General features: G+C 71.0%; 22 protein-coding genes. 9 read left to right on the forward strand and 13 right to left on the reverse strand.

What is annotated here, in order from left to right:
- Window positions 1-70 precede the first annotated feature (70 nt).
- Window positions 71-301 (forward strand): helix-turn-helix domain-containing protein, encoded by a 231-nt coding sequence (locus tag NUH29_RS13740; RefSeq protein WP_258799796.1) that lies wholly within the window; start codon window positions 71-73, stop codon window positions 299-301.
- Here the strand turns inward: NUH29_RS13740 and NUH29_RS13745 are convergent.
- The 3 genes from NUH29_RS13745 to NUH29_RS13755 are packed head-to-tail and all read right to left on the reverse strand — an operon-like array spanning window position 292 to window position 3842.
- A complete protein-coding gene (locus NUH29_RS13745; protein WP_258799798.1) occupies window positions 292-1584 on the reverse strand; it encodes a M15 family metallopeptidase in 1293 nt (430 codons plus the stop codon). The two genes, NUH29_RS13740 and NUH29_RS13745, sit on opposite strands and share 10 nt — an antisense overlap.
- Window positions 1581-3272, reverse strand: a complete 1692-nt coding sequence (locus NUH29_RS13750; protein ID WP_258799799.1) for a helicase HerA-like domain-containing protein — start codon at window positions 3270-3272, stop codon at window positions 1581-1583. The genes NUH29_RS13745 and NUH29_RS13750 overlap by 4 nt, the downstream gene beginning before the upstream one ends.
- Window positions 3273-3314: 42 nt before the next feature.
- Window positions 3315-3842, reverse strand: coding sequence for a MarR family winged helix-turn-helix transcriptional regulator (locus tag NUH29_RS13755; RefSeq protein ID WP_258799800.1), 528 nt, complete (start codon window positions 3840-3842; stop codon window positions 3315-3317).
- Between the two features lie 85 nt (window positions 3843-3927).
- Between NUH29_RS13755 and NUH29_RS13760 the strand changes: the two genes are divergently transcribed.
- The 5 genes from NUH29_RS13760 (at window position 3928) to NUH29_RS13780 (ending at window position 8861) form a co-directional block, all read left to right on the forward strand.
- Entirely contained in the window at window positions 3928-4551 is a 624-nt protein-coding gene (locus tag NUH29_RS13760; protein ID WP_258799801.1) for an NADPH-dependent F420 reductase, read from the forward strand.
- Window positions 4552-4653: 102 nt separating this feature from the next.
- On the forward strand, window positions 4654-5322 hold the full coding sequence (locus NUH29_RS13765) for a GntR family transcriptional regulator (RefSeq protein WP_258799802.1): 669 nt from the start codon (window positions 4654-4656) through the stop codon (window positions 5320-5322).
- Entirely contained in the window at window positions 5319-6833 is a 1515-nt protein-coding gene (locus NUH29_RS13770) for an MmgE/PrpD family protein (RefSeq protein ID WP_258799803.1), read from the forward strand. Before NUH29_RS13765 ends, NUH29_RS13770 begins: the two co-directional genes overlap by 4 nt.
- On the forward strand, window positions 6833-7741 hold the full coding sequence (gene prpB, locus NUH29_RS13775) for a methylisocitrate lyase (RefSeq protein WP_258799804.1): 909 nt from the start codon (window positions 6833-6835) through the stop codon (window positions 7739-7741). The genes NUH29_RS13770 and prpB overlap by 1 nt, the downstream gene beginning before the upstream one ends.
- Window position 7742: 1 nt before the next feature.
- A complete protein-coding gene (locus NUH29_RS13780; RefSeq protein WP_258799805.1) occupies window positions 7743-8861 on the forward strand; it encodes a bifunctional 2-methylcitrate synthase/citrate synthase in 1119 nt (372 codons plus the stop codon).
- 3 nt (window positions 8862-8864) lie between these two features.
- Here NUH29_RS13780 and NUH29_RS13785 read toward each other — a convergent pair whose 3' ends face one another.
- The 8 genes from NUH29_RS13785 to aroA form a co-directional block, all read right to left on the reverse strand.
- A complete protein-coding gene (locus tag NUH29_RS13785) occupies window positions 8865-9905 on the reverse strand; it encodes a substrate-binding domain-containing protein (protein ID WP_258799806.1) in 1041 nt (346 codons plus the stop codon).
- A 152-nt stretch (window positions 9906-10057) separates the two neighbouring features.
- Window positions 10058-11110: a substrate-binding domain-containing protein gene (locus NUH29_RS13790; RefSeq protein ID WP_258799807.1), complete on the reverse strand. Its 1053-nt coding sequence runs from the start codon at window positions 11108-11110 to the stop codon at window positions 10058-10060.
- Window positions 11111-11313: 203 nt separating this feature from the next.
- Window positions 11314-12633, reverse strand: a complete 1320-nt coding sequence (locus NUH29_RS13795; protein ID WP_258799810.1) for a sugar ABC transporter permease — start codon at window positions 12631-12633, stop codon at window positions 11314-11316.
- Window positions 12630-13385 (reverse strand): ATP-binding cassette domain-containing protein, encoded by a 756-nt coding sequence (locus NUH29_RS13800; protein WP_258799811.1) that lies wholly within the window; start codon window positions 13383-13385, stop codon window positions 12630-12632. The genes NUH29_RS13795 and NUH29_RS13800 overlap by 4 nt, the downstream gene beginning before the upstream one ends.
- Before the next feature lie 124 nt (window positions 13386-13509).
- Window positions 13510-14571: a sugar ABC transporter substrate-binding protein gene (locus tag NUH29_RS13805; RefSeq protein ID WP_258799812.1), complete on the reverse strand. Its 1062-nt coding sequence runs from the start codon at window positions 14569-14571 to the stop codon at window positions 13510-13512.
- 219 nt (window positions 14572-14790) lie between these two features.
- Window positions 14791-15585 (reverse strand): inositol monophosphatase family protein, encoded by a 795-nt coding sequence (locus tag NUH29_RS13810; RefSeq protein ID WP_258799813.1) that lies wholly within the window; start codon window positions 15583-15585, stop codon window positions 14791-14793.
- On the reverse strand, window positions 15582-16613 hold the full coding sequence (gene rsgA, locus NUH29_RS13815; protein WP_258799814.1) for a ribosome small subunit-dependent GTPase A: 1032 nt from the start codon (window positions 16611-16613) through the stop codon (window positions 15582-15584). Before rsgA ends, NUH29_RS13810 begins: the two co-directional genes overlap by 4 nt.
- A gap of 10 nt (window positions 16614-16623) precedes the next feature.
- On the reverse strand, window positions 16624-18066 hold the full coding sequence (aroA, locus tag NUH29_RS13820; protein WP_258799815.1) for a 3-phosphoshikimate 1-carboxyvinyltransferase: 1443 nt from the start codon (window positions 18064-18066) through the stop codon (window positions 16624-16626).
- A gap of 111 nt (window positions 18067-18177) precedes the next feature.
- Here aroA and NUH29_RS13825 point away from each other — a divergent pair, with 111 nt between their 5' ends.
- Together NUH29_RS13825 and NUH29_RS13830 are read left to right on the forward strand one after the other, a co-directional pair.
- Window positions 18178-18795 carry a sigma-70 family RNA polymerase sigma factor gene (locus NUH29_RS13825; protein ID WP_258799816.1) on the forward strand — a complete coding sequence of 206 codons (618 nt, stop codon included), beginning with the start codon at window positions 18178-18180 and terminating at the stop codon, window positions 18793-18795.
- Window positions 18792-19019 (forward strand): zf-HC2 domain-containing protein, encoded by a 228-nt coding sequence (locus tag NUH29_RS13830; RefSeq protein WP_258799817.1) that lies wholly within the window; start codon window positions 18792-18794, stop codon window positions 19017-19019. The genes NUH29_RS13825 and NUH29_RS13830 overlap by 4 nt, the downstream gene beginning before the upstream one ends.
- A 199-nt stretch (window positions 19020-19218) precedes the next feature.
- Here NUH29_RS13830 and NUH29_RS13835 read toward each other — a convergent pair whose 3' ends face one another.
- Entirely contained in the window at window positions 19219-23046 is a 3828-nt protein-coding gene (locus NUH29_RS13835; protein WP_258799818.1) for a multifunctional oxoglutarate decarboxylase/oxoglutarate dehydrogenase thiamine pyrophosphate-binding subunit/dihydrolipoyllysine-residue succinyltransferase subunit, read from the reverse strand.
- 177 nt (window positions 23047-23223) lie between these two features.
- On the opposite strand from NUH29_RS13835, the gene guaB1 reads away from it, so the two are divergent.
- Window positions 23224-24663 (forward strand): GMP reductase, encoded by a 1440-nt coding sequence (guaB1, locus tag NUH29_RS13840; protein WP_258799819.1) that lies wholly within the window; start codon window positions 23224-23226, stop codon window positions 24661-24663.
- An 18-nt stretch (window positions 24664-24681) separates the two neighbouring features.
- Here the strand turns inward: guaB1 and NUH29_RS13845 are convergent, their stop codons facing one another.
- Window positions 24682-25134 carry a hypothetical protein gene (locus NUH29_RS13845; RefSeq protein ID WP_258799820.1) on the reverse strand — a complete coding sequence of 151 codons (453 nt, stop codon included), beginning with the start codon at window positions 25132-25134 and terminating at the stop codon, window positions 24682-24684.
- Window positions 25135-25365: the final 231 nt, after the last annotated feature.

Below are 25365 nucleotides of genomic sequence, written 5' to 3' on the forward strand. Positions count from 1 at the left end.
TACAGGACGTGGCTGGGAAACGCAGCCGTCGACCCTTGTTGACGGGTGACAGCATCGATACTGTAGCTGAATGGCTACAGATCTCCCCGCCGACGCCGCCGAGATCGCACGGCGCATCGAGGCGCGGATGGCGCGTGCCCGGGTGAGCCGACGCGACCTGGCGTCGCGCACGGGCATCCCGTTCGCCACCCTCGACCGCAAGCTCGACGCCGTTCAGGAGCTGACCTTCGCCGAGCTGCACGCGATCTCCGCGTGCCTCGGCACCAACCCGTCGGCGTTCATCCCGAGCGCTCAGCCGTAGTCGGGCGCCGCGGGCAGCCCGTAGTACTCCTCGAGCGTGCGGATGCCGCGATCGTGCATGTCGGTCGCGACGTCGACGCCCACGTAGCGGAAATGCCAGGGCTCGTACGTGTACCCGACGATCGGCTGCCAGCCGTCGCCGTAGCGCAGGATGAAGCCGTACTTCCAGGAGTTCTCCGCGAGCCACCTGCCGCCCGCCGTGCTCCCGAAGCACCCGTTGAGGTTGCAGCCGGTTCCGTCGTCGAGGTCGACGGCGAGACCGGTCTGGTGCTCGGAGTTGCCGGGGCGGGCCGAGTGCGTGTCGGCGCCCGCGACCCCTTCGCTCGCGACGAAGCCGTTGTAGATCGTCTCCTGCCGCGCGTAGCTGCGATAGGCGCTCGACATCCGCAGCGTGATGCCGGCGGCGGCCATGTCGACGCGCATCTGCTCGAGCGGTGCGATGAGCTCGGAGCGCACCTGGGTGGCGCCCGGGATGTTCGCGGGCGTCGTGAGGCCGGGCGGCACGTAGTCGCCGGGCAGCCCGCGGCGCTTGTTCACCACGACCTGCAGCGACGAGGGGTCGGTGATCCGCACCCCGGTGCCGCCCGGGGTCGCGGGCACGCGGGCGGCGTCGGAGGAGGCGACGACCGCATCCACCGCGGCGCGGTAGGCGGTGAGGGTCTCGGCGACCTCCGCCGGATCGGATGCGGTGAGCGCGTCGAGCTGGGCCTGCAGCGCCGACTTCACGTCGTCGGCAGCGTCGGCGCGGTCTCCGAGCAGCGCGGATCCGGACGCCGCGGCGGCGGCGAGGTAGTCGGCGACCGCCTGGTCGAGCACGGCGACGGCATCCTCGAGCCGCGTCGCACGCTCCGCGATGAGCTCGGTGTCGTCGGGGAGCATCCCCGCGTCGGCGCCGTCGGTGCGGGCGGTGCCCGCGACCGCGTCCCGCGCGGCCTGCAGGGCGGGCCGTGCCGCGTCGTCGAGTCCGGCTCCCGTGATCGCGAGGGCGGCATCGGTCGCCGTGACCCGCGCTTCGAGCTCCTGCGCGGCCGTCTCGACGCGCGCGGTCGCCGCGGCTCGCGCCGCCTCGGCGTCCGCGAGTTCCTGCTGCGCGGCCCGACGGTCGTCGTCGGCGATGCGCTGCCCGACGAGTGCTCCGGCGACCAGGGCGAGCACCATCAGCGCGGCGCCGCCGGCGATGATCATCACGCGTGTGCGGGTCCGCATCCGGGCGCGGCGCGGCCGCAGCGGCGCGGGCTCGTGCGGCGGCGGCACGGCGGGCAGCACCTCGGTGGGGTCGCTCATCGGCGCTTGAAGAGGCTGCCGATGACGTCGCGGGCGATCCTCATCCCGCCCGAGACGACCTCCTTCTGGATGCGCTCCGCCTGGCGGCGCTGCTCGCGCGCCTCGCGTTCGGCCGCCTGCTTCGCGGTGCGCGCCGCCCGGGCCTCCGCCTCGGCGGCCTTGCGCTGCTGGGCGGGGGTGGGCTCCGGTGCAGCGGCGGGCGCTTCGGTCGCGGCGCGTGCCGAGAGGAGTGCGGCGGCGCCCTCGACCGTGCTCGCGGTGGAGTACTTGGCCGTGATCGGCGACGCGGCGACCGCCGCCTGGAGCGCCGCATCCGGTGTCGGGTCCATCGAACCCTCCGGCGCGCGCAGGCGCGTCCACGCGACCGGGGTCGGGGCGCCCTTCTCGTTCATGACGGTGACGATCGCCTCGCCGATGGCGAGGGTCGTGAGCACCTCGCCGAGGTCGTAGGGCGAGTTCGGGTAGGTCGACACGGTCGCCTTGAGTGCCTTCGCGTCGTCGGGGGTGTGCGCGCGCAGCTGGTGCTGCACGCGGCTGCCCAGCTGGGCGAGCACGTCGCCCGGCACGTCCTTGGGGGTCTGGGTGACGAAGAAGATGCCGACGCCGCGCGAGCGGATGAGGCGCACGGTCTGGGTGACGATCGCGAGGAAGTCGTCGCTCGCGCCACGGAACAGCAGGTGCGCCTCGTCGAAGAAGAAGACGAGCTTGGGCTTGTCGACGTCGCCGACCTCGGGCAGCGATTCGTACAGCTGCGTCAGCAGCCACATGAGGAACGTCGAGAACAGTTCCGGCCGCCCGAGCTGGCTGCGCACCTCGAGCAGGCTCACGACGCCGCGCTCGGTGCCGTCGGCGCCCGCCTCGGTGCGGAAGAAGTCGGCCGCGTCGATCTGGGGGAGTCCGAAGAAGACATCCGCCCCCTGCTCCGCGAAGGCGATGAGCTCGCGCAGGATGACGCCGGCGGTCGCCTTCGACAGACCGCCGAGGTCCTCGAGTGCCGCCTTGCCGTCCGGGCTCGTCAGGTGCTTCAGCACCGCCCGGAGGTCGTCGAGGGTCACGAGCGGCAACTGCTGCTCCTTGGCGAAGTGGAAGACGAGCCCGAGGCTCGACTCCTGGGTCTCGTTGAGGCCCAGCACCTTGCTGAGCATGACCGCGCCGAACCCCTCGACGCTCGCCCGGATGGGGGCGCCGATGCCGTCGCCACCGAGCGCGTAGAGCTGGGTGGGGGAGGCGTGCGCGGTCCACTGCTGGCCGACCCCGCGGGTGCGCGCGAGCAGCTTGTCGCTCGGTGCGCCGGGGGAGGCGATGCCGGAGAGGTCGCCCTTGATGTCGGCGGCGAACACGGGCACGCCGGCGGCGCTCAGCTGCTCGGCGAGCACCTGGAGCGTCTTGGTCTTGCCGGTGCCGGTGGCGCCGGCGACGAGTCCGTGCCGGTTGACCATCGACAGCGGGATGCGCACCGGCACGTCGGCGAGCGCGTCGCCGTTGACGAGGGCGCCCATCTCGAGCGCGGGCGCGTCGAAGGCGTACCCCGCCCGCACGGCGTCGACCGCTGCGGCGTCGAGGGGGCCGCCGACCGGGGGAGCGGGAGCGGCTGCGGAGGTCGCCGCTTCCGCCTCGGCAGCGGCGAGCGCCGCCTGCGCCTCCTCCACCGCCTTCTTCGCGGCGGCGACAGCGTCGGTGTCCGTCATGCGACGAGCCTAGCGAGCCGGTGGTCTCGAGAACTCGCGCGCTCAGGTGGTCGAGGAGCGCGCGCGAAGCGCACGCGTCTCGAGACCACCGTCGACGAGTGCGGCGAAGCGGCGGTCGGGGTCGAGGGCGTTCGTGATGCTGTCGGCGATCGCGGTGAGCTGCTCGAGCTGCTCTCGGCTGAGCGAGTCGATCACCGCGCGTCGCACGAGCGCGATGTGGCCGGGGGTGGCGCGCACCAGGATGCGGCGTCCGGCGTCGGTGAGCACCACGTCGGTGGCGCGGCGATCGGTCTCGCTGGCGACCTTCTCGACGAGCTCGCGTCGCTGCAGACGCGACACGACGTGCGAGAGGCGGGGGAGGGTTGCGGAGGTGGCCGCGGCCAGCTCGCTCATGCGGATCGGCTCGCCGGCGAACTTCAGCATCGAGAGCACCGCGAACTCGAAGTGGGTGAGTTCGGAGTCGCGCTGCAGCTGCGAGTCGAGGGCGCTCGGCAGCAACTCGAGGAGCGAGACGAGCGCGAGCCACGCCGCGGACTCCTGCTCGTCGAGGCGGGGAACGAGTCGAGGCATGTCGGCAGTGTACGGGAATAGTTGCTCCGACAACCTTGTTGTGCCTATGGTTGACGCAACAACTAAATGGAAGGACGGCGGGGACATGACCTCGATCAGCATCATCGGAATCGGCAACATGGGCAGCGCGATCACTGCGATCGCGACGAAGGGCGGCGCGGAGGTGCAGGTCATCGCACGCGACCTCGACAAGGCGAGGGCCCTCGCCGCCGACGCGGGCGCCACCGCCGCGACCTTCGGGAACGCGCTCACGGGCGACATCGTGGTGCTCGCGATCCCCTTCGCCGCGGTCGAGGACGTCGTCGCGACGTACGGCGCCCAGCTCGACGGCAGGACGGTCGTCGACATCACCAACCCCGTCGACTTCTCGACCTTCGACGGCCTCGTCGTGCCCGCCGACGGCTCCGCCGCCGCGGTCATCGCCGAGAAGGTGCCCGGCGCGCACGTCGTCAAGGCCTTCAACACCAACTTCGCGGCCACGCTCGCCTCGGGCACGGTCGGCGACGCGACGACCACGGTGCTCGTCGCGGGCGACGACCAGGGCGCGAAGGATGCCGTGATCGGCTTCGTGCGCGCCGCGGGTCTCGAGGCGGAGGATGCGGGATCGCTCAAGCGGGCGCGCGAGCTCGAGGGCGTCGGGTTCCTGCAGATCAGCCTCGCCGCCGGTGAGAAGATCGGCTGGAACGCGGGCTTCGCCGTCGCGAAGTAGCCTCGGGGAACGATGAAGGGGCCGTCTGTGTATACAAACGGCCCCTTCTCGGGCTATTCCGTAGCGTAACCGGGGTTCAATGTATACATTGAACCTGTGAGCATGCTCAGCGGACGAGCGAGTGACCGAGCGTACGAGACGCTGCGGCGCGAGATCCTGCAGTGGCGTCTCGCCCCCGGGACGGTGCTCGGCGAGGTCGAGCAGTCGACCCGGCTCGGCATCTCCCGCACCCCGCTGCGCGAGGCGCTCTCGCGCCTCACCGCGGACGGTCTCGTCGAGGCCCAGTCCGGGCGCGGACTCGTCGTCGCCCAGGTCTCGCCCGCCGCCGTCTCGGAGCTCTTCGAGCTGCGCGAGGCCCTCGAGACCGCGGCCTCCGCTCTCGCCTCCGAGCGCCGGGATCCGGGCGAGTTCGCGCGCCTCGCCGACGACTTCGACGGCGCGGCCGCCCTGGTCGAGCAGGGGGAGCTCGAGGCCTACTACGCCCTCGTCGAACGCTTCGACGACGCGATCGACGAGAGCCTCGGCAACCCGTACCTCGTGGGTGCGCTGCGCGGGGTGCGCACGCATCTGCAGCGGATCCGCCGGCTGTCGCAGGACGACCCGGCCCGCCTGGTGCGCGCGGCGGCCGAGCACCGCACGATCGCCGAGGCGATCCGCGACGGCGACGCCGAGCTCGCACGATCCGCGACCCGCATCCACCTGCGCGCGAGCCTGCGCCACATCCAGGCCAACCCCCGCCTCGAGGCGTCCGAACCGAAGGAGAGCGCATGAAGCGCCACACCGTCCGCACCCACCGCAGCGACGAGGGCCTCGAGCGCTCCGACGAGCTCGCCTGGAAGATCGCCCAGGTCGCCGTCGACCCGGTCGAGGTCGAGCCCGCCGTCGCCGACATGATCGTCAACCGTGTCATCGACAACGCTGCCGTCGCCGCCGCCTCCCTGTCGCGCGGTCCCGTCGTCGCGGCCCGCGGGCAGGCGCTCGCCCGACCGCAGGCGGATGCCCGACCCGGTCACGGGGGAGCCCGCGTCTTCGGCGTCGAGGGGGCGCACCAGCCGGAGTGGGCCGCGTGGGCGAACGGGGTCGCGGTCCGCGAACTCGACTACCACGACACGTTCCTCGCCGCCGAGTACTCGCACCCGGGCGACAACATCCCGCCGATCCTCGCCGTCGCGCAGCACGCGGGCGCCGACGGCGCGGCCCTCGTGCGCGGCATCGCGACGGGCTACGAGATCCAGATCGACCTGGTGCGGGCGATCAGCCTGCACAAGCACAAGATCGACCACGTGGCGCACCTCGGACCCTCCGCGGCCGCCGGCATCGGCACCCTGCTCGGCCTCGCCCCCGAGGTGATCTACCAGGCGATCGGCCAGGCGCTGCACACCACCACGGCGACCCGTCAGTCGCGCAAGGGGCAGATCTCCACGTGGAAGGCGCACGCCCCGGCCTTCGCGGGCAAGATGGCCGTCGAGGCGATCGACCGCGCGATGCGCGGGCAGACCTCGCCCGCGCCGATCTGGGAGGGGGAGGACGGCGTCATCGCCTGGCTGCTCGACGGACCGCAGGCCTCCTACGAGGTGCCGCTGCCGGAGTGGGGCGAGCCCAAGCGCGGCATCCTCGACAGCTACACCAAGGAGCACTCCGCCGAGTACCAGGCGCAGGCCTGGATCGACCTCGCGCGGAAGCTCGGCACTGAGCACCCCGAGCTGCGGAACCCGGATGCGGTGGCCGCGATCGTGCTGCACACCAGCCACCACACGCACTACGTGATCGGTTCCGGCTCGGGTGACCCGCAGAAGTACGACCCGACCGCCAGCCGCGAGACCCTCGACCACTCGATCCCGTACATCTTCACCGTTGCGCTCCAGGACGGCGCCTGGGACCACGTCGGCTCGTATGCGCCCGAGCGCGCGGGTCGCCCCGACACGGTCTCGCTCTGGCACAAGGTCACGACGGCGGAGGACGCCGAGTGGACGCGCCGCTACCACTCGGACGACCCCGCCGAGAAGGCGTTCGGCGGACGGGTCGAGATCGAGCTGAGCGACGGCTCGCGCATCGTCGACGAGATCGCGGTCGCCGACGCGCATCCGCTCGGCGCCCGGCCCTTCGCGCGCGCCGACTACGTGGCGAAGTTCCGCACCCTCGCGGAGGACGTGCTCGTCGCATCCGAGATCGAGCGCTTCCTCGACCTCGCCGAGCGGCTCCCCGAGCTGACCCCTGCCGAGGTCTCCCAGCTCAACATCGTCGCGGCCGGCCTGCCGCTCGCCCCGGAAGGACTGTTCTGATGCTGCACTCGACACTCACCGCATCCGCCAAGCGCCGCGCATTCCGCGAGCGGCTCGCCTCGGGGGACCTCGTGCGGATGCCGGGCGCTTTCAACCCGCTGTCCGCGAAGCTCATCGAGGACAAGGGCTTCGAGGGCGTCTACATCTCGGGTGCCGTGCTGGCCGCCGATCTCGGCCTGCCCGACATCGGGCTGACGACGCTGACGGAGGTCGCGCAGCGCGGCGGGCAGATCGCCCGGGTGACCGAGCTGCCGACCCTCATCGACGCCGACACGGGATTCGGCGAGCCGATGAACGTCGCGCGCACCGTCCAGGTGCTCGAGGACGCCGGACTCGGGGGCATGCACCTCGAGGATCAGGTGAACCCGAAGCGCTGCGGGCACCTCGACGGCAAGGCGGTCGTCGACGAGGCGACGGCGCTCAAGCGCATCCGGGCGGCCGTCGAGGCCCGACGCGACCCCGACTTCCTCGTCATGGCGCGCACCGACATCCGAGGTGTCGACGGGCTCGAGGCGGCGAAGGACCGCGCCAAGAAGCTCGTCGACGCGGGCGCCGACGCGATCTTCCCGGAGGCGATGGCCGACCTCGCCGAGTTCGAGGCGATCCGCGCGTCCGTGGACGTGCCGATCCTCGCCAACATGACCGAGTTCGGCAAGTCGGAGCTGTTCAGCACGCAGCAGCTCGCCGACGTCGGCGTGAACATCGTCATCTTCCCGGTGTCGCTGCTGCGCCTGGCCATGGGGGCCGCCGAGCGCGGCCTCGAGACGATCCTCACCGAGGGCAGCCTCAACAGCAGGGTGCCCGAGATGCAGACCCGTGCGAGGCTGTACGAACTGGTCGACTACGCGGGGTACTCGGAGTTCGACGCCGGCGTCTACACCTTCGATCTGAAGAACAACAGGAGCTGACATGACCGATCCCGACATCAAGAAGGGTCTCGCGGGCGTCGTCGTCGACGTGACCGCGGTCTCCAAGGTGAACCCCGAGACGAACTCGCTGCTGTACCGCGGCTACCCGGTGCAGGAGCTCGCGGCCAACTGCACCTTCGAGGAGGTCGCCTACCTGCTGTGGCACGGCGAGCTGCCGACGCCCGTGCAGCTCGAGGAGCTGCAGGCCTTCGAGCGCGAGCACCGCGAGCTCAGCCACGTGGCGAAACAGGCGATCGACCTGCTGCCGCTCGACGCGCACCCGATGGACGTCGTGCGCACGGCGGTCTCGGCCTACGGCGCCGCCGATCCGACCACCGCCGACACCTCGCCCGAGGCGATGCTCGACCAGGCCAAGCGCCTCTGGGCTCAGCTGCCCGCGATCGTGGCCTACACCCAGCGCCGGCTGCGCGACGAGGAGCTCGTCGAGCCGCGCGACGACCTCGGCTATTCGGCGAACTTCCTGCACATGACCTTCGGCGAGGTGCCGGATCTCGTGGTGGTCACGGCGTTCGACGTCTCGATGATCCTGTACGCCGAGCACTCCTTCAACGCGTCGACCTTCACGGCCCGTGTCGTCACCTCGACGCTGTCCGACCTGTACTCCGCGGTGACCGCCGCGATCGGCGCCCTCAAGGGGCCGCTGCACGGCGGCGCGAACGAGGCCGTCATGCACATGTTCGACGAGATCGTGTTCGCCGATCGTGCCGAGGAGTGGCTCGACGAGGCCCTCGCCTCCAAGCGCAAGATCATGGGATTCGGGCACCGGGTCTACAAGAACGGCGACTCGCGCGTGCCCACGATGAAGGCGTCGCTCGACACCCTGCTCGTCGAGTACGACCGGCCGGATCTCGGCGAGCTGTACACGGCTCTCGAGAGGGCGATGGACGAGCGCAAGGGCATCAAGCCGAACCTCGACTACCCCTCGGGCCCCGCGTACCACCTCATCGGCTTCGACACCGAGCTGTTCACGCCGCTCTTCGTGGCCAGCCGCGTCACGGGGTGGACGGCCCACATCCGCGAGCAGGCGGCGGCGAACGCGCTCATCCGTCCGCTCTCGGCCTACGTGGGCTCGGAGCAGCGCAGCGTCGTCGGCGGCTGACCCCTACAGGCCGAGGGCGGCGCAGGCCGCCTCGATCCCGGAGCACACGGCCGAGGCCGAGACGGCGCCCGAGTTGAGGTAGGACGCGACGTTCGCCGAGGTCACGAGCGAGGATCCGACCGAGACGAACGGCGTGCCGTCGAGCTCGCCGTCGGCGTCGGGCTCCTCGCCGAACAGCAGCTTCACCGCGACCTTGGCGGCAGCGGTCGCCTCGTCGCGGTACAACTTCGCGATCGTCGAGACCTGCTTGCCGAGGATGAGGTTGCGCAGGCCCTGCGTGGTGGCGTCCTGACCGGTGACGGCGGCGGTCAGTCCGCGCGCGTCGAGCACCGATACCACCGTCGCCGCGGTGGTGTCGTTGGCCGCCCAGACGGCGTCGACCCGCCCGTTGTGGGCGTCGAGCGCCGTCGAGAAGTTCGCCGCGAGCTCGTCGGCGGATGCCGCCCCCGCGAACTCGCTGAACGCGGACACCCCCGCGGACGCCATCGTGTCGATCGCCCCCTCGCGGATCATCGCGGTCGTCGCGTCGCTCGCGTCGGCCCCGACGTAGTAGACGTTCGCGAGCCCGGGCGCGCGACCTTCGGCGGACAGGGCCTCCACGATGGACCGCCCCTGCATCCGCCCGATCTCGGCGTAGTCGAATGACACCAGGTAGTCGGCGCCCGCGAGCGGGCGGTCGTAGGCGATGACCGGGATGCCGGCGGTGTGCGCCGTGTCGACCACGGGCACCGCGGCCCCGCCGATGTCCGTGAGGATCATCACGCCGCAGCCGTCGGCCAGCAGGCCGTCGGCGACCGCGGCGTACTCGGTCGGGTCGCCCGGGGCGCTCTCCACGGCGACGGCGAACCCGGCGTCCCGGGCGGCGCGCTCGATCGCGGGGCGGTCGCTCTCCTCCCAGCGCGTGGACGCGTCGGTGTCGGGCAGGATCACGCAGGCGCGGGTCGACACCGGGCCGGCCGCCGTCTCGGTGCCCGAGCAGCCCACGAGACCGGATGCGAGGAGAACGACGAGGGCGAGCGCCCCCTGGGTGCGTGCACGCGACATGCCGGATCCTTCCCCCTGGACGACGCGCCGCACGGAGTCGGTGGCGCGCTCGGGCACCACCGTGGAACCCCTGCGGCGAGGCTAGGGGAGGCGTGTTTCGGCCGGATGAAGTGCGGAGGCGGCGGATGGCCCCAGTTCGGGGCCGGCACGGATCAGCCGATCCCGAGGGATGCGCACGCGGACTCGGCCCCCGCGCACAGCACGTCCGCTCTCACGAGGCCGTCGAGCACCGCCTGTCGCAGCTGCCCTTGCCCGATCCTCTCGACCGGGACCTTGGTGTACGGGACGCCGTCGAGCGTGAAGCCGTCGGTCTCCGGGTCGAGGTCGTTACCGAACAGCAGCCCGATCGCGATGACCGCGGCAGCGCGCGCCTCGGCACGGTAGTCCTTGGCGATCGTGGTCGTCTGGGTCCCCCGCAGCACATTGCGGAGCGACTCCGCGGTGGCGCCCTGACCCGACACGGGCACCGTGATCCCCCGCGCGTCGAGCACCTGGACGACACCCTGCGCGTCCGTATCGTTCATGACCCACGCGGCATCGATCCGACCGCCCTTCGCATCCAGCTGCTGGGCGAAGCGGTGCGCGGTGTCCTGCGGGTCGCCCGAGCCGTCGAAGGACGACGAGGTCTCGACCCCCGCGGCGATCAGCACCGCGGCCGCACTTGCGCGCACCGACGCCGAACTCGTGTCGCTCGGGTCGCCTCCCACGAAGTACACGGTGGACGTCGCGGGGTCCTTGCCCGCGGATCGGAGACCGTCGACCACGCTCTCCGCCTCCAGCCGGCCGATGTTGTCGAGGTCGAAGGCGACGAGGTAGTCGGAGATGGGGCGGTCGTACGCGATCACCGGCACGCCCTGCTCGCGGGCCTTGCTCGCGACCGAGACGGCGGCGCCGTCGAAGTCGGCCAGGATCATCACCCCGCAGCCGCCGCCGAGCAGTTCCTCGCCCAGCAACTCGTAGTTGCCGGTGGCGCCGCCCGCGTTGCGCAGGTCCACGGTGAAGCCGGCATCCGAGATCGACCGGGTGATGGCCGGTGCGTCGTCCTGCTCCCACCGGGCCGTCGCCGTATCGGGCAGGATGACGCACGCGCGGGTCGAGGCGGCTCCGGCGCCGATCGGGGAGGGCCCGTCGGGCGCGCAGCCCGCGAGCGCCAAGGCGGTCGCGATCAGCGTCGTGGCGGCGAATGGTCGGGTGTGCGTGTTCACGCTGCGCTCCTGTGCGTGTCCGGCCCGGGCGGGCGAGATCGAACGACGCGGAGGCGCATCCGCGGTCCCCATGCGGATGCGATGAGGATCGCGAGCAGAGTAGCCGAAACAGGACCGCGCTGACCCGCCCCCGTTCTGGTGCCCGCGCAGGACACGACGAGGGGCCGCCCGGATCCCGGACGGCCCCTCGTGCGCGGAGCGGGTCAGGTGCGGAAGAGCGAGCCCCCCGCGCGCACGCGCGACACGGCGTCGACCGTCGCCGCGAGGATGAGCACGCCGCCCGTGACGATGTAGTTCACACCGGCGGGCAGGTTCAGCAGACCCAGACCGTTCGCGATGACCGCGATGACCAGGGCTCCGATCGCGGCGTGCATCAGGCGTCCGCGACCGCCGAAGAGGCTGACGCCGCCGACGACCGCGGCGGCGACACCGCTCAGCACCGTGTCGACGCCGAATCCGGCGTTCACCGAGCCCACCTTGCTGGCGCTGAACACGCCCGCGACCACCGCGAGCACGGAGCAGACGATGAACGCCGCCCAGCGGATGGTGATGACCTTGATGCCCGAGCGCCGGGCCGCCTCGGCGTTGCCGCCGATCGCGTAGATGTAGCGGCCGAACTTGGTGCGGTCGAGCAGGAAGGTGCCGACCCACAGGATCACGAGCACGATCGGCACGACGATCGGCACGCCGACGATCTCCTTGATGCTCGAGGAGCGGTTCTGGTTGAGCACCGCCACCACGAACCCGCCGAGCACCGCGATCACGACGAGCTTCGCGATCACCAGGGCGAAGGTGCGGTTCGGCACACCCGCGCGGGTGCGCAGTGCGCGATCCCACATCGACATCCCGAACGACACGACCAGGATGACGCCGAGCATCACCCAGCCGCCCCACACCGGCAGGTTGGAGTTCTCGATGGCGAGGAAGTCGGGGATCTGGATGCGGAACACGCCGCCGGCGCCGAGCAGGATGAGCGTGACGCCCTGAAGGCCGATGAACAGGCCCAGTGTGACCACGAACGACGGGATGCCGACGCGCGCCACGAAGAATCCGATGAACGCGCCGATGAGCACACCCACGGCGAGCGCGATGAGGAGGGCCGGCACCCAGGGCATGTTGATCGTGTCGGGCTTGGTGAGCACGACGAACGCCGACAGCGCGACGCCCGAGGTGACACCCGCCGACAGGTCGATCTCGCCGAGCAGGATCACGAAGACGAGGGCCATGGCGAGCATCACGAGCGAGGACGCCTGGGTGAGCAGGTTGGCGAAGTTGCGCTCGGTGAGGAAGAACTGCTGTCCGAGCATCGCCTGGCTGAGGATCGTGAAGAGGATCACGAGCACGATCAGGCCGCCGATGGCCGGGAGCGCGCCCATGTCGCCCGAGCGGACGCGCTGGATGTACGAACGCGCCTGGTCCCGGATCCCGCCCTCCTGGCCGCTCCCGATGAAGCCGCCCTCCGCGGGGAGGTTGGTGGTGTCGAGGGACGCCGGGGGGTTCGGCGTCTCGGGCGTGGTGGTCATGCGTTCGCTCCGTCGTAGGTCTTGCTGCCGGTGATGTAGCCCACGACGTCGTCGCTCGTGGTCTCCGCCGTCGGGATCGAGGCGACCATCGTGCCGAGGTAGAGCACGTTGATGTAGTCGGCCACCTTGAAGACGTCCTGCAGGTTGTGGCTGATGATGATGACCGCGACACCCTGGTCGGCGAGGCGACGCACGAGGTTGAGCACCTGCTCCGTCTGCGCCACGCCGAGGGCGGCGGTCGGCTCGTCGAGCACGACCAGCTTCGCGTTCTTCAGCACGGAACGGGCGATGGCGACCGTCTGCCGCTGGCCGCCCGAGAGCGACGACACCTTCTGACGCACCGACTTGACGGTGCGCACGGAGAGCGAGCGCAGCGTCTCGCTGGCCTCGCGCTCCATCTGGCCCTCGTCGAAGATCGGGCCCGCGGTCTCCTCGCGGCCGAGGAACATGTTCTGCACGATGTCGAGGTTGTCGCACAGCGCGAGGTCCTGGTACACCACCTCGATGCCGAGGTGGGACGCGTCGCGCGGGCTGTGCAGGTTCACGGTGCGGCCCTCGAAGCTCACCGTGCCGCCGTCGTACGGCTGGACGCCGGCGAGGCCCTTGATGAGGGTCGACTTGCCGGCGCCGTTGTCGCCGACGAGCGCGGTGACCTTGCCCGGGTAGGCCTTGAGGTTCACGCCCTTGAGCACGCTGACCGGGCCGAAGCTCTTCACGATGTCCGTGAGTTCGATGAGGGGGGTATCAGCCATGGGGGCCCCTCCTTTCTGGGACGACCTCGTCCCGTCTCATGTTCCACCCGGGGAGCGGGCGGTGTCGACAGGGGAGAGGGCCCCGCGCCGCGCACTGTCGCGGCGCGGGGCCCTCCCTGCGGTGCTACTTGACGCCGTGCGCCTCGCAGGCGGCGGCGACGTCGCCGGTGCAGAGCTCCGACGCGCTCGCGTTGCCGTCGTCGATGACCTTCTGCACGTCGTCCGGTCCGACGAGGACCGGGGTGACCGCGATGTACGGCGTGCCGTCGTCGAGCTTCTTGTCGGCGGTCGGGGACTCACCGTTCAGGAGCTTGATGGCGAGGTCCGACGCGGCCTTGGCCTCGAGCTGGAACGGCTTGTAGACCGTGGCGGTCTGCTTGCCGAGCAGCACGTTCTGCAGACCCGCGACCGAGGCGTCCTGACCCGAGACGGGAACGGTCAGGCCGTTCTTGTCGAGGATCGAGATGATGCCCGCCGCGTTGGCGTCGTTCGCCGACCAGACCGCGTCGACCTTGCCGCCGAGCGAGGTCAGCGCCTGCTCGAAGTTGGTCGCGGACTTGTCGGTGTCCCAGACACCGGTCGGCTCGGCGGCCGGCTTGATGCCCGCGGCCTCCATCACCTTGACGGCGCCGTCGTGGAACATCGCCGCGTTGCCGTCCGAGGGGTCGCCGCCCATGTAGACGACGACGGCCGTGGCCGGGTCCTTGCCGGCGGCGTTCAGGCCGTCGACGATCGACTGGCCCTCGAGCTCGCCGACCTGCTCGTTGTCGAACGAGACGTAGTAGTCGGCCCCCGAGATCGGGCGGTCGTAGGCGATGACCGGCACGCCCTCGGCCTTGGCCTTGTCGACGACGGCGGAGCCGGCGCCCTGGTAGTCGACGACGAGCATCACGCCGCAGCCCTTGGAGAACTGCTGGTCGGCGATGGTCGCCATCTTGTCGGTCGAGCCCTGGGCGTTCTGGATGTCGGCCTCGAAGCCGGCGTCGGTGAACGCCTTCTCGAGCGCGGGGCGGTCGCCGTTCTCCCAGCGGTCCGACGACTCCGTGTCGGGCAGGATGACGCAGGCGCGCGTGGAGGCGGTTCCGCCTCCGTTGCCGCCATCACCCGAGGTGGACGAACATCCGGCAAGAACCAGCGCAGAAGCGCCGGCGAGTGCAGCGATCGAAATCAACGATGACTTCTTCACGTCACTCCCTTTCTCATGGTGTGAGGGGGAACTTCCTCGAAGTACCTCTGCTCGGCTGTGAACAGTGGCAGTGCGATTGTGCACTGCATTCAAGAGTTGAAGATACCCGGCGCGGCCGATATTCGGTAACTATTCGGTAACAGCCCAGGAATCACGGGGGATGGTGCGCGATGCGGCCGCGGCGCGAGAGGCTGCATTCACTTCACGATGTGAACGCTGTCATGCCAATCGTGCGAGCACCTCGTCGTGCAGGGGGCCGTTCGTCGCGAGCACGCTGAGCTCGTCGAGGGCGTCGATTCCGCGCACGGTCGACACCCGGCCCCCCGCCTCGGTCACGATCGGAACGAGCGCCGCGATGTCCCACGGCTTCACGTCGAACTCGCCGGCGATGTCGATCGCGCCCTCGGCGAGCAGCATGTACGACCACAGGTCGCCGAAGGCGCGGGTGCGCCCGACGGCCCGCGACAGGGCCACGAGGCGGTCGAGGTATCCGTACTGGTCCCAGGTCTGCAGGTTGTTGTAGCTGAGCGTCGCCTCCTCGAGACGGTCGACCGCGCTGACCCGGATGCGATGCGCCGTCCCGCCGTCCTGCTGCAGCCACGCCCCGTGCCCCGTGGCGCCCCACCACCTGCGGCCCAGGGCGGGCGCGCTCACGACGCCGACCACCGGCGCGCCGTCGACGACCAGGGCGATGAGGGCGCCCCAGATGGGCACGCCGCGCGCGAAGTTGCTCGTGCCGTCGATCGGGTCGACGATCCACCGCCGCCGGGAGTCGCCGTCGTCGCCGAACTCCTCGCCGAGCACCGCGTCGTGCGGGCGGGCCTCGGCCAGATGGTCGCGGATCATCCGCTCGACCCGGGTGTCGGCATCCGTCACGATCGACTTGTCGGCCTTCAGCTGGATGCCGAGATCCTGCGAGCGATAGCGGTCCATCGCGATGAGGTCGGCCTCGGCGGCGAGGGTCAGGGCGACGGCGAGGTCGTCGGCGATCGCGTACGCGGGGGAGTCGCTCACGTGGTCGAGCCTAGCGAGGACAGCAGGCGGCGCAGCGAGTCGACGCGGGCGGGGTCGAGCTCGCCGCGCTCCAGGGCGTCGTCGAGCGCGCAGTCCGGGGCGTCGGCGAGGTGGGTGCACCCGCGCGGGCAATCCTCGGCGACCGCGGCCAGGTCCGGGAAGCCGCGCAGGATGTTCGCCGGGTCGACGTGGCCGAGGCCGAACGAGCGCACGCCCGGGGTGTCGATGATCCACCCGCCGCTCGGCACCCGCAGCGACAGGGTCGACGAGGAGGTGTGCCGCCCGCGTCCCGTCACGGCGTTCACCACGCCGACGGCGCGGTCGGTACCCGGGACGAGGGCGTTCACGAGGGTCGACTTGCCCACCCCCGAGTGGCCGACGGCGACCGTCGTGTGGTGCGCGAGCAGCGGCGCCAGCTCGTCGACCGGCCAGGCGCCCGGGGCGCTGCGCACGACGGGGATGTCGAGGGCCGTGAAGTTGGCGAGGAACGGCTCCGGGTCGGCCAGGTCGGTCTTGGTGACGACCATGAGCGGCTGGATGCCGGCGTCGTAGGCGGCGACGAGGTAGCGGTCGACGAGACGGGGACGGGGTTCGGGGTTGGCGGCGGCCACGACGATGAGCAGCTGGTCGGCGTTGGCCACGATCACCCGCTCCACCGCGTCCGTGTCGTCGGCGCTGCGGCGCAGCAGTGTCGTACGCGGGCGCACCCGCACGATGCGCGCGAGCGTGCCCTCGTCGCCGCTCGCATCGCCGACGAGATCGACCCGGTCGCCCGTCACGATCGCCTGGTCGCGCAGTTCGCGCGCGCGGGTGGCGGTCGCGGCGTGCTCGGCGGGGGAGTCCGCGTCGACCAGCACGCTGTACCGCCCGCGGTCGACCGACAGCACGCGCCCCTCGACGGCGTCGTCGTGGGTCGGACGCGTCTTGGTGCGCGGTCGGTTGCCCTTCGGGTTCGGGCGCACGCGCACATCCGACTCGTCCCAGGCGTCGAAGCCCTCCGGTTCGTCGTCGTCGCTGAGCCAGCTCACCGTCCCGGCCTCACAGCGGCAGCGGCTCCCAGCGGGTGGCGGTGCGGTCGCGGCCCAGCATCCGGGTCCAGAGCTCCGGGAACTCCGGCAGCGTCTTCGCGGTCGTGCCGATGTCGTCGACGGTCACCTCGGGCACGACCAGCCCGGCGAGCGCACCCGATGTCGCCATGCGGTGGTCGGCGTACGCCTCCCACGCGCCGCCGTGCAGCGCCCGCGGGGTGATCTCGAGACCCTCGTCGAGCTCGGCGACCTCGCCGCCCAGGCGTCCGATCTCGGTGGCCAGCGCCGTCAGCCGATCGGTCTCGTGACCGCGCAGGTGCCCGATGCCCGTGATCGTGCTCGGACCGTCGGCGAAGGCCAGCAGGGTGGCGATCGTCGGGGCGAGCTCGCCGCCGATCGTGAGGTCGAGGTCCGCGGCGTGCAGCGGCGTGCCGCCGAGGACGCCCGCTCCGCCGTCGACGGTCACCTCGTCGCCCGAGCGCGTCACCCCGGCACCGAGCAACGGCAGGATCCGCAGGAACTCGTCACCCACCTGGGTGGTCGACGCGGGCCAGCCGCCGACGGTCACCGTCCCGCCCGCGAGCAGCGCGGCGCCGAGGAACGGGCCGGCGTTCGAGAGATCGGGTTCGATCGTCACCTCACGCGCACGGATCGGCTGCGGTGCGACCACCCACACGCCCGGCTCCGGCTCGTCGACGTGCACGCCGTGACCGGCCAGGCACTCGATCGTCATGCGGATGTGGGGCATGCTGGGCAGCCGCTCCCCGGTGTGCCGGAGCGTCAGCCCCTCCGTGAACCGCGCAGCCGCGAGCAGCAGACCCGACACGAACTGGCTCGAGGCGGAGGCGTCGATCGCGAGCTCGCCGCCGCGCACCTCGCCCGTGCCGTGGACGGTGAACGGCATCGTGCCGTGTCCGTCGTCGTTCACCTCCACGCCGAGACCGCGCAGGGCGTCGATCGTCGTGCGCATCGGGCGCTTGCGGGCGTAGGGGTCGCCGTCGACGTTGCTCGGACCGGATGCGAGGGCTGCCACGATCGGCAGGAACCGCAGCACCGTGCCGGCGAGGCCGCCGTCGATCGTGCCGCCCAGCAGCTCGCCCGGGGTGATCCGCAGGTCGGGGCCGAAGTCGCCGTCGCCCGGCACCTCGACGACGTCGACACCCAGATTGCGCAGGCCCTCCACCATGAGCGCCGTGTCGCGCGAGTGGAGGGGACGTCGCAGCGTCGAGGGCCCGTCGGCGAGGGCCGCCAGCACGAGCTCGCGGTTGGTGAGGCTCTTCGAGCCGGGGAGCGTCAGACGGGCCGACAGCGGACCGTCGGCGAGCGGCGCCGCCCAGGGACCCGTCGGCACGGGAGGTGCCAGGGCGCCCACGATCAGCGGATCCGTCTCCTCCGCCCGCGCCGCGAGCCCGAGGATCGACTCCTCACGACCGGAATACCGCAGAACGCCCATCGGTTGACAAGAGTAGTGCCCGCCACGGGGCAGGGAGGAGCGAGCGTGCTGGTGCTGGACGTACCCACGATGACCGGACGCACAGGTGCGCTCGGCATAGACTCGACGCCGATGGCTGACAGTGCGCGCCCGAAGCCCACCTCCGACGAGTTGCGGGGGCTGTTCGCCGAGCAGGCGATCCCGTTCATGGACCAGCTCTACGCCGCGGCCATGCGGATGACCCGCAACCCCGCCGACGCCGGCGACCTCGTGCAGGAGACCTACACGAAGGCGTTCGCGGCGTTCGCCGGGTTCGAGCAGGGCACCAACCTCAAGGCGTGGCTGTACCGCATCCTCACGAACACCTACATCAACAGCTACCGCAAGAACCAGCGCAGCCCCTACCAGGGCACCCTCGACGACCTCGAGGACTGGCAGCTGGGATCGGCCGAATCCCTCACCCAGGGGCGCACCACCCGGTCCGCCGAGGCCGAGGCGATCGACCACCTCCCCGACAGCGACGTCAAAGAGGCCCTGCAGTCGATCCCCGAGGACTTCCGCCTCGCCGTCTACCTCGCCGACGTCGAAGGCTTCTCCTACCAGGAGATCGCGGACATCATGAAGACCCCCGTCGGCACCGTCATGAGCCGACTCCACCGCGGACGCCGCCTGCTTCGCGAGCGCCTCGCCGAATACGCCCGCGAGCGTGGGTACACCGTCGCGGACACACCATCCGGGAGCACGAGATGACCGATTGCGGCTGTGACAAGGCCAAGGCCGAGCTCGAGGAGTTCCTGCACCGCGAGCTGTCGGAACAGGACCTCCGCGACGTCCAGGAGCACCTCGACGGCTGCGTCGACTGCTCCTCCGAGCACCTCGTGGGGTTGACGCTCACCCAGAAGGTGCAGCGCGCCTGCCAGGAGAAGGCCCCCGAGGAGCTCCGCGCCTCGATCCTCGCCTCCCTCGGGTCGTAGCCTCTCGACGCTTCGGAGGGGAGTCGGCGCGGTTCCGCGACGCATGCCCCCGCGTGCCGCCGCTTCGCGTCGGCGCGCTCCCGCCAGTCCCGATGCCAGCGTCGCGGAACCGCGCCGCCACCCCTCCTTCGCTCGTCCCACGAATGGACGCGACTCAGGTGGTCGAAGAGCGCAGCGCGACGCGTCTCGAGACCGCCGTCTAGAGTTCGAGCGCCTTCGCGATGAGGGCGGCCTGCTCGGCCGAGCTGCGCTTCGACGAGCCCGTCGCGGGGGAGGCGGACGCGGCGCGCGACGACACGTGCAGGACGCGGTCGCCGAGCTGCGGTGCGAGCTCGAACGACAGGAACGGCCACGCGCCCTGGTTCTCGGGCTCGTCCTGCACCCACATGAGCTCCGCGTCGCGGTACCTGTCGAGCACCGCCAGCAGCTGCTCGGTCGGCAGCGGGGCGAACTGTTCGAGGCGCACGAGGGCGAAGGCTCCGGCGTCGCCGCGCTTCTCCAGCTCGTTCAGCAGGTCGTAGTGGATCTTGCCCGAGTGCAGCAGCACGCGCTTCACGGTCGACGGGTCCTGGATGCGGGCGTCGTCGAGCACGGGCTCGAACTTGCCCTGCGTGAAGTCGGCGACCTCGCTCGTGGCGCCCCGCAGGCGCAGCATCGACTTCGGCGTGAAGACGATGAGCGGTCGTCGCGGACGGGCGTAGGCCTGGCGGCGCAGCAGGTGGAAGTACGACGCGGGCGTCGACGGGCGTGCGATCGTCATGTTGTTCTCGGCGGCGAGCTGCAGGTAGCGCTCGATGCGGGCCGACGAGTGGTCGGGCCCCTGACCTTCGTAGCCGTGGGGGAGCAGCATGACGACGCTCGAGCGCTGACCCCACTTCTGCTCGGCCGACGACACGAACTCGTCGATGACGGTCTGGGCGCCGTTCGCGAAGTCGCCGAACTGCGCCTCCCACAGCACCAGCGCGTCCGGGCGCTCGACCGAGTAGCCGTACTCGAACGCGAGGGCCGCGTACTCCGACAGCAGCGAGTCGTAGATCGCGAGCCGCGCCTGGGAGTCGGAGAGGTTGCCGAGCGGCAGCCACTCCTGGCCGTTCTCACGGTCGTGGAAGACCGCGTGCCGGGAGACGAAGGTGCCGCGGCGGGCGTCCTGCCCGACGAGGCGCACGGGGGTGCCCTCGAGCAGCAGCGAACCGAGCGCGATGAGCTCGCCGAAGCCCCAGTCGATGGAGCCGTTGCGGCTCATGTCGAAACGCTTCTTGAGCAGCTGCTGCAGCTTCGGGTGCACGGTGAACCCGGCGGGCGGGTTGTCGTGCGCGTCGCCGACCAGCTCCACGACTCCGAGGTCGACCGCGGTCGAGGCGGGCTCGCCCGCGGCCGCGTCCTCGCGCTGCTGCGCGACAGGCCGCTCGAGGTCGGCGACCGGCTTCTGGTCGTTCGACACGACCGGGATCGAGCCGGTCTGGGCCGCGTGCGTCTCGGCGAAGGCGCGCTCCAGGCGCTCCTGGAAGTCCTTCTGCGCCTCCTCGAACTCCTCCTGCGTGATGTCGCCGCGTCCCACGAGCGCCTCGGTGTAGAGGGTGCGGACGCTGCGCTTGGCCTCGATGAGGTTGTACATCAGCGGCTGGGTCATCGAGGGGTCGTCACCCTCGTTGTGCCCGCGACGGCGGTAGCAGACGAGGTCGATGACGACGTCGCGCTTGAACTTCTGGCGGTACGCGAAGGCGTGCTCCGCGACGCGCACCACGGCCTCCGGGTCGTCGCCGTTCACGTGGAAGATCGGCGCCTGGATGGTCTTGGCGACATCCGTCGAGTAGACCGAGCTGCGACCGTCCTGCGGGGTCGTCGTGAACCCGACCTGGTTGTTGATGACCAGATGGATGGTGCCGCCCGTCTTGTAGGCGCGCAGCTGCGACATCTGGAGCGTCTCGACGACCACGCCCTGGCCGGCCATCGAGGCGTCGCCGTGCACGAGGATCGGCAGCGTGGCGAACTGGCCGTCGGCCTTGCGGTCCTGCTTGGCGCGCACGATGCCCTCGAGCACGCCGTTGACCGCCTCGAGGTGCGAGGGGTTCGCGGCGAGGTAGACCGGCACCTCCTTGCCGCTCATGGCCGTGAAGGTGCCCTCGGTGCCGAGGTGGTACTTGACGTCGCCGGAACCCTGCACCGACTTCGGGTCCTGGGTGCCCTCGAACTCGCGGAACACCTGGCCGTAGGTCTTGCCGGCGATGTTGGTGAGCACGTTGAGGCGGCCGCGGTGCGCCATGCCGATCGCGACCTCGTCGAGGCCCGCCTCGGCCGCGCCCTGCAGGATCTCGTCGAGCAGGGCGATGGTCGACTCGCCGCCCTCGAGGCTGAAGCGCTTCTGGCCGACGTACTTGGTCTGCAGGAAGGTCTCGAAGGCCTCGGCCTCGTTGAGCTTGCCCATGATGCGCAGCTGCTCGTCGTGCGAGGGCTTCTCGTACTTCTGCTCGAGCCGCTCCTGGAACCAGGCGCGCTGATCCGGGTCCTGGATGTGCATGTACTCGACGCCGACGGTGCGGCAGTACGAGTCGCGCAGCACGCCCAGGATGTCGCGCAGCAGGGCCTGGCGCTTGCCGCCGAAGCCGCCCGTGACGAACTCGCGGTCGAGGTCCCAGAAGGTGAGGCCGTGGCTCGCGATGTCGAGGTCGGGGTGCGAGCGCTGACGGTACTCGAGCGGGTCGACGTCGGCCATCAGGTGGCCGCGCACGCGGAAGGAGTTGATGAGCTCCTGGACGCGGCTCGTCTTCGAGATGCGCTCCGAGAGGTCGACGTTGATGTCCTCGGCCCAGTGGATCGGGTCGTAGGGGATGCGCAGCGCCGCGAAGATGTCCTCGTAGAAGTGGCGCTCGCCGATGAGCAGCTCGTGCACCTTCTTGAGGAACTCGCCCGAGCCGGCGCCCTGGATGACGCGGTGGTCGTAGGTGCTGGTGAGGGTGATGGTCTTGCCGATGCCCATCTCGACGAGGGTCTTCGGCGAGGAACCCTGGAAGGCGGCGGGGTACTCGAGCGCGCCGGCGCCGATGATCGAGCCCTGACCGCGCATGAGGCGCGGCACCGAGTGCTCGGTGCCGATGCCGCCCGGGTTGGTGAGCGAGATCGTCACGCCCTGGAAGTCGGCGGCGGTGAGCTTGTTGCCGCGGGCGCGGGCCACCACGTCCTCGTAGGCGGTGAGGAACTCGGCGAAGTTCATCGTGTCGGCGCGCTTGATGCCGGGCACGAGCAGCGAACGCGTGCCGTCGGGCTTCGGGAGGTCGATCGCGATGCCGAGGGTGACGTGCGCCGGGGCGACGACGGTGGGCTTGCCCTCGTCCTCGCGGTAGAACACGTTCTGGCTCGGGAACTCCTTGAGGGTCTGCACCATGGCCCACGCGATGAGGTGGGTGAACGAGACCTTCCCGCCGCGCGCGCGGCGCAGGTGGTTGTTGATCACGATGCGGTTGTCGATCATGAGCTTCGCCGGCACCGTGCGCACGCTGGTCGCGGTGGGCACGCTGAGGCTCTGGTCCATGTTGGTGGACAGCGTCTTCGCCATGCCCCTGAGGACGGTGACCGTCTCCTCCGGCTCGGCCGACTCCGACACGACCGGCGTCGAGGCGGTGGTCGGCGCCTCGGCGGGGATCGGCTGCGGCTTCGCGGGTGCCGAGGTGGTGCGGGCGATCGGGGTGGTCGGCGGGTTCGCCTCCGACGCGGCGGGCGCGGGCTGGGACGCCGCGGGTGCCGGGGCGGCGGGGGGCGCGGGCGCCTCCGCGGCGCGCGCGGGCAACTCGGCGGCGGGCGCGGCCTGCTCGGGTGCGGGGGCCGCATCCGGGGTCACGACCGGGATCGCCTGGGTGGGCGTCGGGTCGTCGACGGGGCGGTACGACTCGAGGATCGGCCACCAACTGCGGTCGACCGACTCCTTGTCGACGAGGTACCGCTCGTACATCTCGTCGACGAGCCACTCATTGGCTCCGAACTCTCCCGAGGCGCTCTCCTCGGGCGTCACTCCGGTGACGGGGTTGGACACAGCCGACCGCCCACTCTCACTACTCGCCGGTGCCAGGGATCCGGGCGATCCCCGCTGGTCACACCACCGTCAAGCGTAACGTGCAGGGCCGCGTCTCGTTGACGTTCCTCCCGTTGTTCGGGAAACCTCACAGCCTCGGGAAATGCAGGGGCGGCGCGCAGGTCCTACCGTTGGACCATGCGCTTCACGGGACAGGTGCCGGCCCACGATCTCACCTATTCGGATGTCTTCCTGGTGCCGAGCCGATCGGGCGTCGCCAGCCGCCTCGCCGTCGACCTCGCGACGACCGACGGGACCGGGGCGACCATCCCGATCGTGTCGGCCAACATGAACTCGGTCACCGGTCCGCGGCTCGCCGCGACCCTCGCACGGCGCGGTGGCCTCGGGGTGCTGCCGCAGGACCTGCCGCTGCAGGAGCTCGACGCCGCGATCCGGCGCGTCAAGGAGCAGCCGGTGGGCTGGGACGCGCCGATCGAGCTCTCCGCCGACGCGACCGTCGCCGACGCGCTGCGGATCGTGCCCGCGATCGCGGCGGGCGTCGTGGTGCTGCGGGATGCGGACGGCGGGGAGGCCGGGTGCGTTCCCGCGTCCCGGCTCGGCACGGCGCTGCCCGACGCGCGCCTCGGCGACCTCGTGCACGGCGGCGTCGCCTCGTTCGACGCGGACGACCTGGACGGGCCGCGCGCCGCCTTCGACCTGCTCGTGGATGCGGGCGTCGAGGTGGCGCTCGTGCGTCATCACGGTCGCCTCGTGGGGTCGGTGACGAGGCGAAGCGCCCTGCGCTCGACCATCTACGCCCCCGCGGTCGACGCCGACGGTCGGCTGCGGGTCGCCGCCGCGGTCGGCATCAACGGCGACGTGGCGGCGAAGGCGCGTGCCCTCGCCGAGGCCGGCGTCGACGTGCTCGTCGTCGACACCGCCCACGGACACCAGGAGGGCATGCTCGGGGCCCTGCGGACGATCTCCGGTCTCGGCTTGGGGCTGCCGATCGTCGCCGGCAACGTCGTCACCGCGGACGGCGTGCGCGACCTCGTCGAGGCGGGCGCCTCGATCCTCAAGGTCGGCGTCGGCCCGGGCGCCATGTGCACGACCCGCATGATGACGGCGGTCGGGCGTCCGCAGTTCTCGGCCGTGCTCGAGACGGCCGATGCGGCCCGCGAACTGGGCGCCCACGTGTGGGCGGACGGCGGTGTGCGCTACCCGCGCGACGTGGCGCTCGCGCTCGCGGCGGGGGCGGCATCCGTGATGATCGGCTCCTGGTTCGCCGGCACCATCGAGGCGCCGGGGCGGCTCGAGGCGGATGACGCGGGGCGCCTCTACAAGGAGAGCTGGGGCATGGCCTCCACGAAGGCGGTGCAGGAGCGCTTCGGACGCCTCGACCCCTACGAGCTCGCGCGCAAGGAGCTGTTCGCCGAGGGGATCTCGAGCTCGAAGATCTACCTCGACCCGAACCGCCCCTCGCTCGAGGACCTGCTCGACATGATCACCTCGGGGGTGCGCAGCTCCTTCACCTACGCGGGGGCGGCATCCCTCGCCGACTTCCACGAGCGCGCCGTCGTCGGCTTCCAGTCGGCCGCCGGCTACGAGGAGGGCAAGGCGCTCCCGGTCAGCTGGTGACCGCCGAGCCGAGGCTCGTCAGACCTGCTCGTAGTCGATTTCGGAGGCGAGCGCCCGGTCGCCGGTGGCGGCTGTCCACGCGGGGCCAGTGCGCACAGAGTCTGCGAACGCCACCACATCATCTGGATCGAAGCACCAGCGCGAGTCGGTGAGCGTTTCGTTCGTCGATGTCGACGCGAAGATGAACGTGATCGCGAGCTGCCATAGCTCCACGTCCTCGTCGCTGTCGTCTTCCCAGATTGTGAACTGGCGGGTCACCGAGAACTGCCACGGAGTGCCGTCGAATGCGAACGTTCCCCACTCGACCAAGAGCCCGTCACCGTCATCGGTGATTGCCAGCGCGTCGTCCGCGCGCTCATCGGCGTACCAACGGCACAAGAGTTCGAGGGTTTCGGGCAATTCGAGGGCGGACAGACGCGATCTTCCTCCGGCGTAGCCTTCGAGATCCGAGAGCGCATCGCTCGTCTTCATGCGGGGCAGCCTAGGGCAAGGTCGAAGTGTGGAGGTGGTGTGTCCTCATTCGACAAAGGACCTCCCGGTCTCGTGGTATCTGTGTTTGGCGAAACCTACCGCGAGGGAGGGATGAGCGGGGCGGGATAGGTGAACGCCCCGGCGATCGCCCAGCCTCACGGGTCGGCGGCACGGTAGTCTTGCCCGATCATGGATGACCCTCCGTCTTCGACGTCAGAGCCAACCCACAGA

It is taken from the genome of Protaetiibacter mangrovi, from assembly GCF_024752305.1.
Lineage (GTDB): Bacteria > Actinomycetota > Actinomycetes > Actinomycetales > Microbacteriaceae > Homoserinibacter > Homoserinibacter mangrovi.

Coding starts and splice junctions, on each gene's coding strand:
- NUH29_RS13740 (WP_258799796.1), top strand. CDS start 71: ATGGCTACAGATCTCCCCGCCGACGCCGCCGAGATCGCACGGCGCATC.
- NUH29_RS13745 (WP_258799798.1), bottom strand. CDS start 1,584: ATGAGCGACCCCACCGAGGTGCTGCCCGCCGTGCCGCCGCCGCACGAG.
- NUH29_RS13750 (WP_258799799.1), bottom strand. CDS start 3,272: ATGACGGACACCGACGCTGTCGCCGCCGCGAAGAAGGCGGTGGAGGAG.
- NUH29_RS13755 (WP_258799800.1), bottom strand. CDS start 3,842: ATGCCTCGACTCGTTCCCCGCCTCGACGAGCAGGAGTCCGCGGCGTGG.
- NUH29_RS13760 (WP_258799801.1), top strand. CDS start 3,928: ATGACCTCGATCAGCATCATCGGAATCGGCAACATGGGCAGCGCGATC.
- NUH29_RS13765 (WP_258799802.1), top strand. CDS start 4,654: ATGCTCAGCGGACGAGCGAGTGACCGAGCGTACGAGACGCTGCGGCGC.
- NUH29_RS13770 (WP_258799803.1), top strand. CDS start 5,319: ATGAAGCGCCACACCGTCCGCACCCACCGCAGCGACGAGGGCCTCGAG.
- prpB (WP_258799804.1), top strand. CDS start 6,833: ATGCTGCACTCGACACTCACCGCATCCGCCAAGCGCCGCGCATTCCGC.
- NUH29_RS13780 (WP_258799805.1), top strand. CDS start 7,743: ATGACCGATCCCGACATCAAGAAGGGTCTCGCGGGCGTCGTCGTCGAC.
- NUH29_RS13785 (WP_258799806.1), bottom strand. CDS start 9,905: ATGTCGCGTGCACGCACCCAGGGGGCGCTCGCCCTCGTCGTTCTCCTC.
- NUH29_RS13795 (WP_258799810.1), bottom strand. CDS start 12,633: ATGACCACCACGCCCGAGACGCCGAACCCCCCGGCGTCCCTCGACACC.
- NUH29_RS13800 (WP_258799811.1), bottom strand. CDS start 13,385: ATGGCTGATACCCCCCTCATCGAACTCACGGACATCGTGAAGAGCTTC.
- aroA (WP_258799815.1), bottom strand. CDS start 18,066: ATGGGCGTTCTGCGGTATTCCGGTCGTGAGGAGTCGATCCTCGGGCTC.
- NUH29_RS13825 (WP_258799816.1), top strand. CDS start 18,178: ATGGCTGACAGTGCGCGCCCGAAGCCCACCTCCGACGAGTTGCGGGGG.
- NUH29_RS13830 (WP_258799817.1), top strand. CDS start 18,792: ATGACCGATTGCGGCTGTGACAAGGCCAAGGCCGAGCTCGAGGAGTTC.
- guaB1 (WP_258799819.1), top strand. CDS start 23,224: ATGCGCTTCACGGGACAGGTGCCGGCCCACGATCTCACCTATTCGGAT.
- NUH29_RS13845 (WP_258799820.1), bottom strand. CDS start 25,134: ATGAAGACGAGCGATGCGCTCTCGGATCTCGAAGGCTACGCCGGAGGA.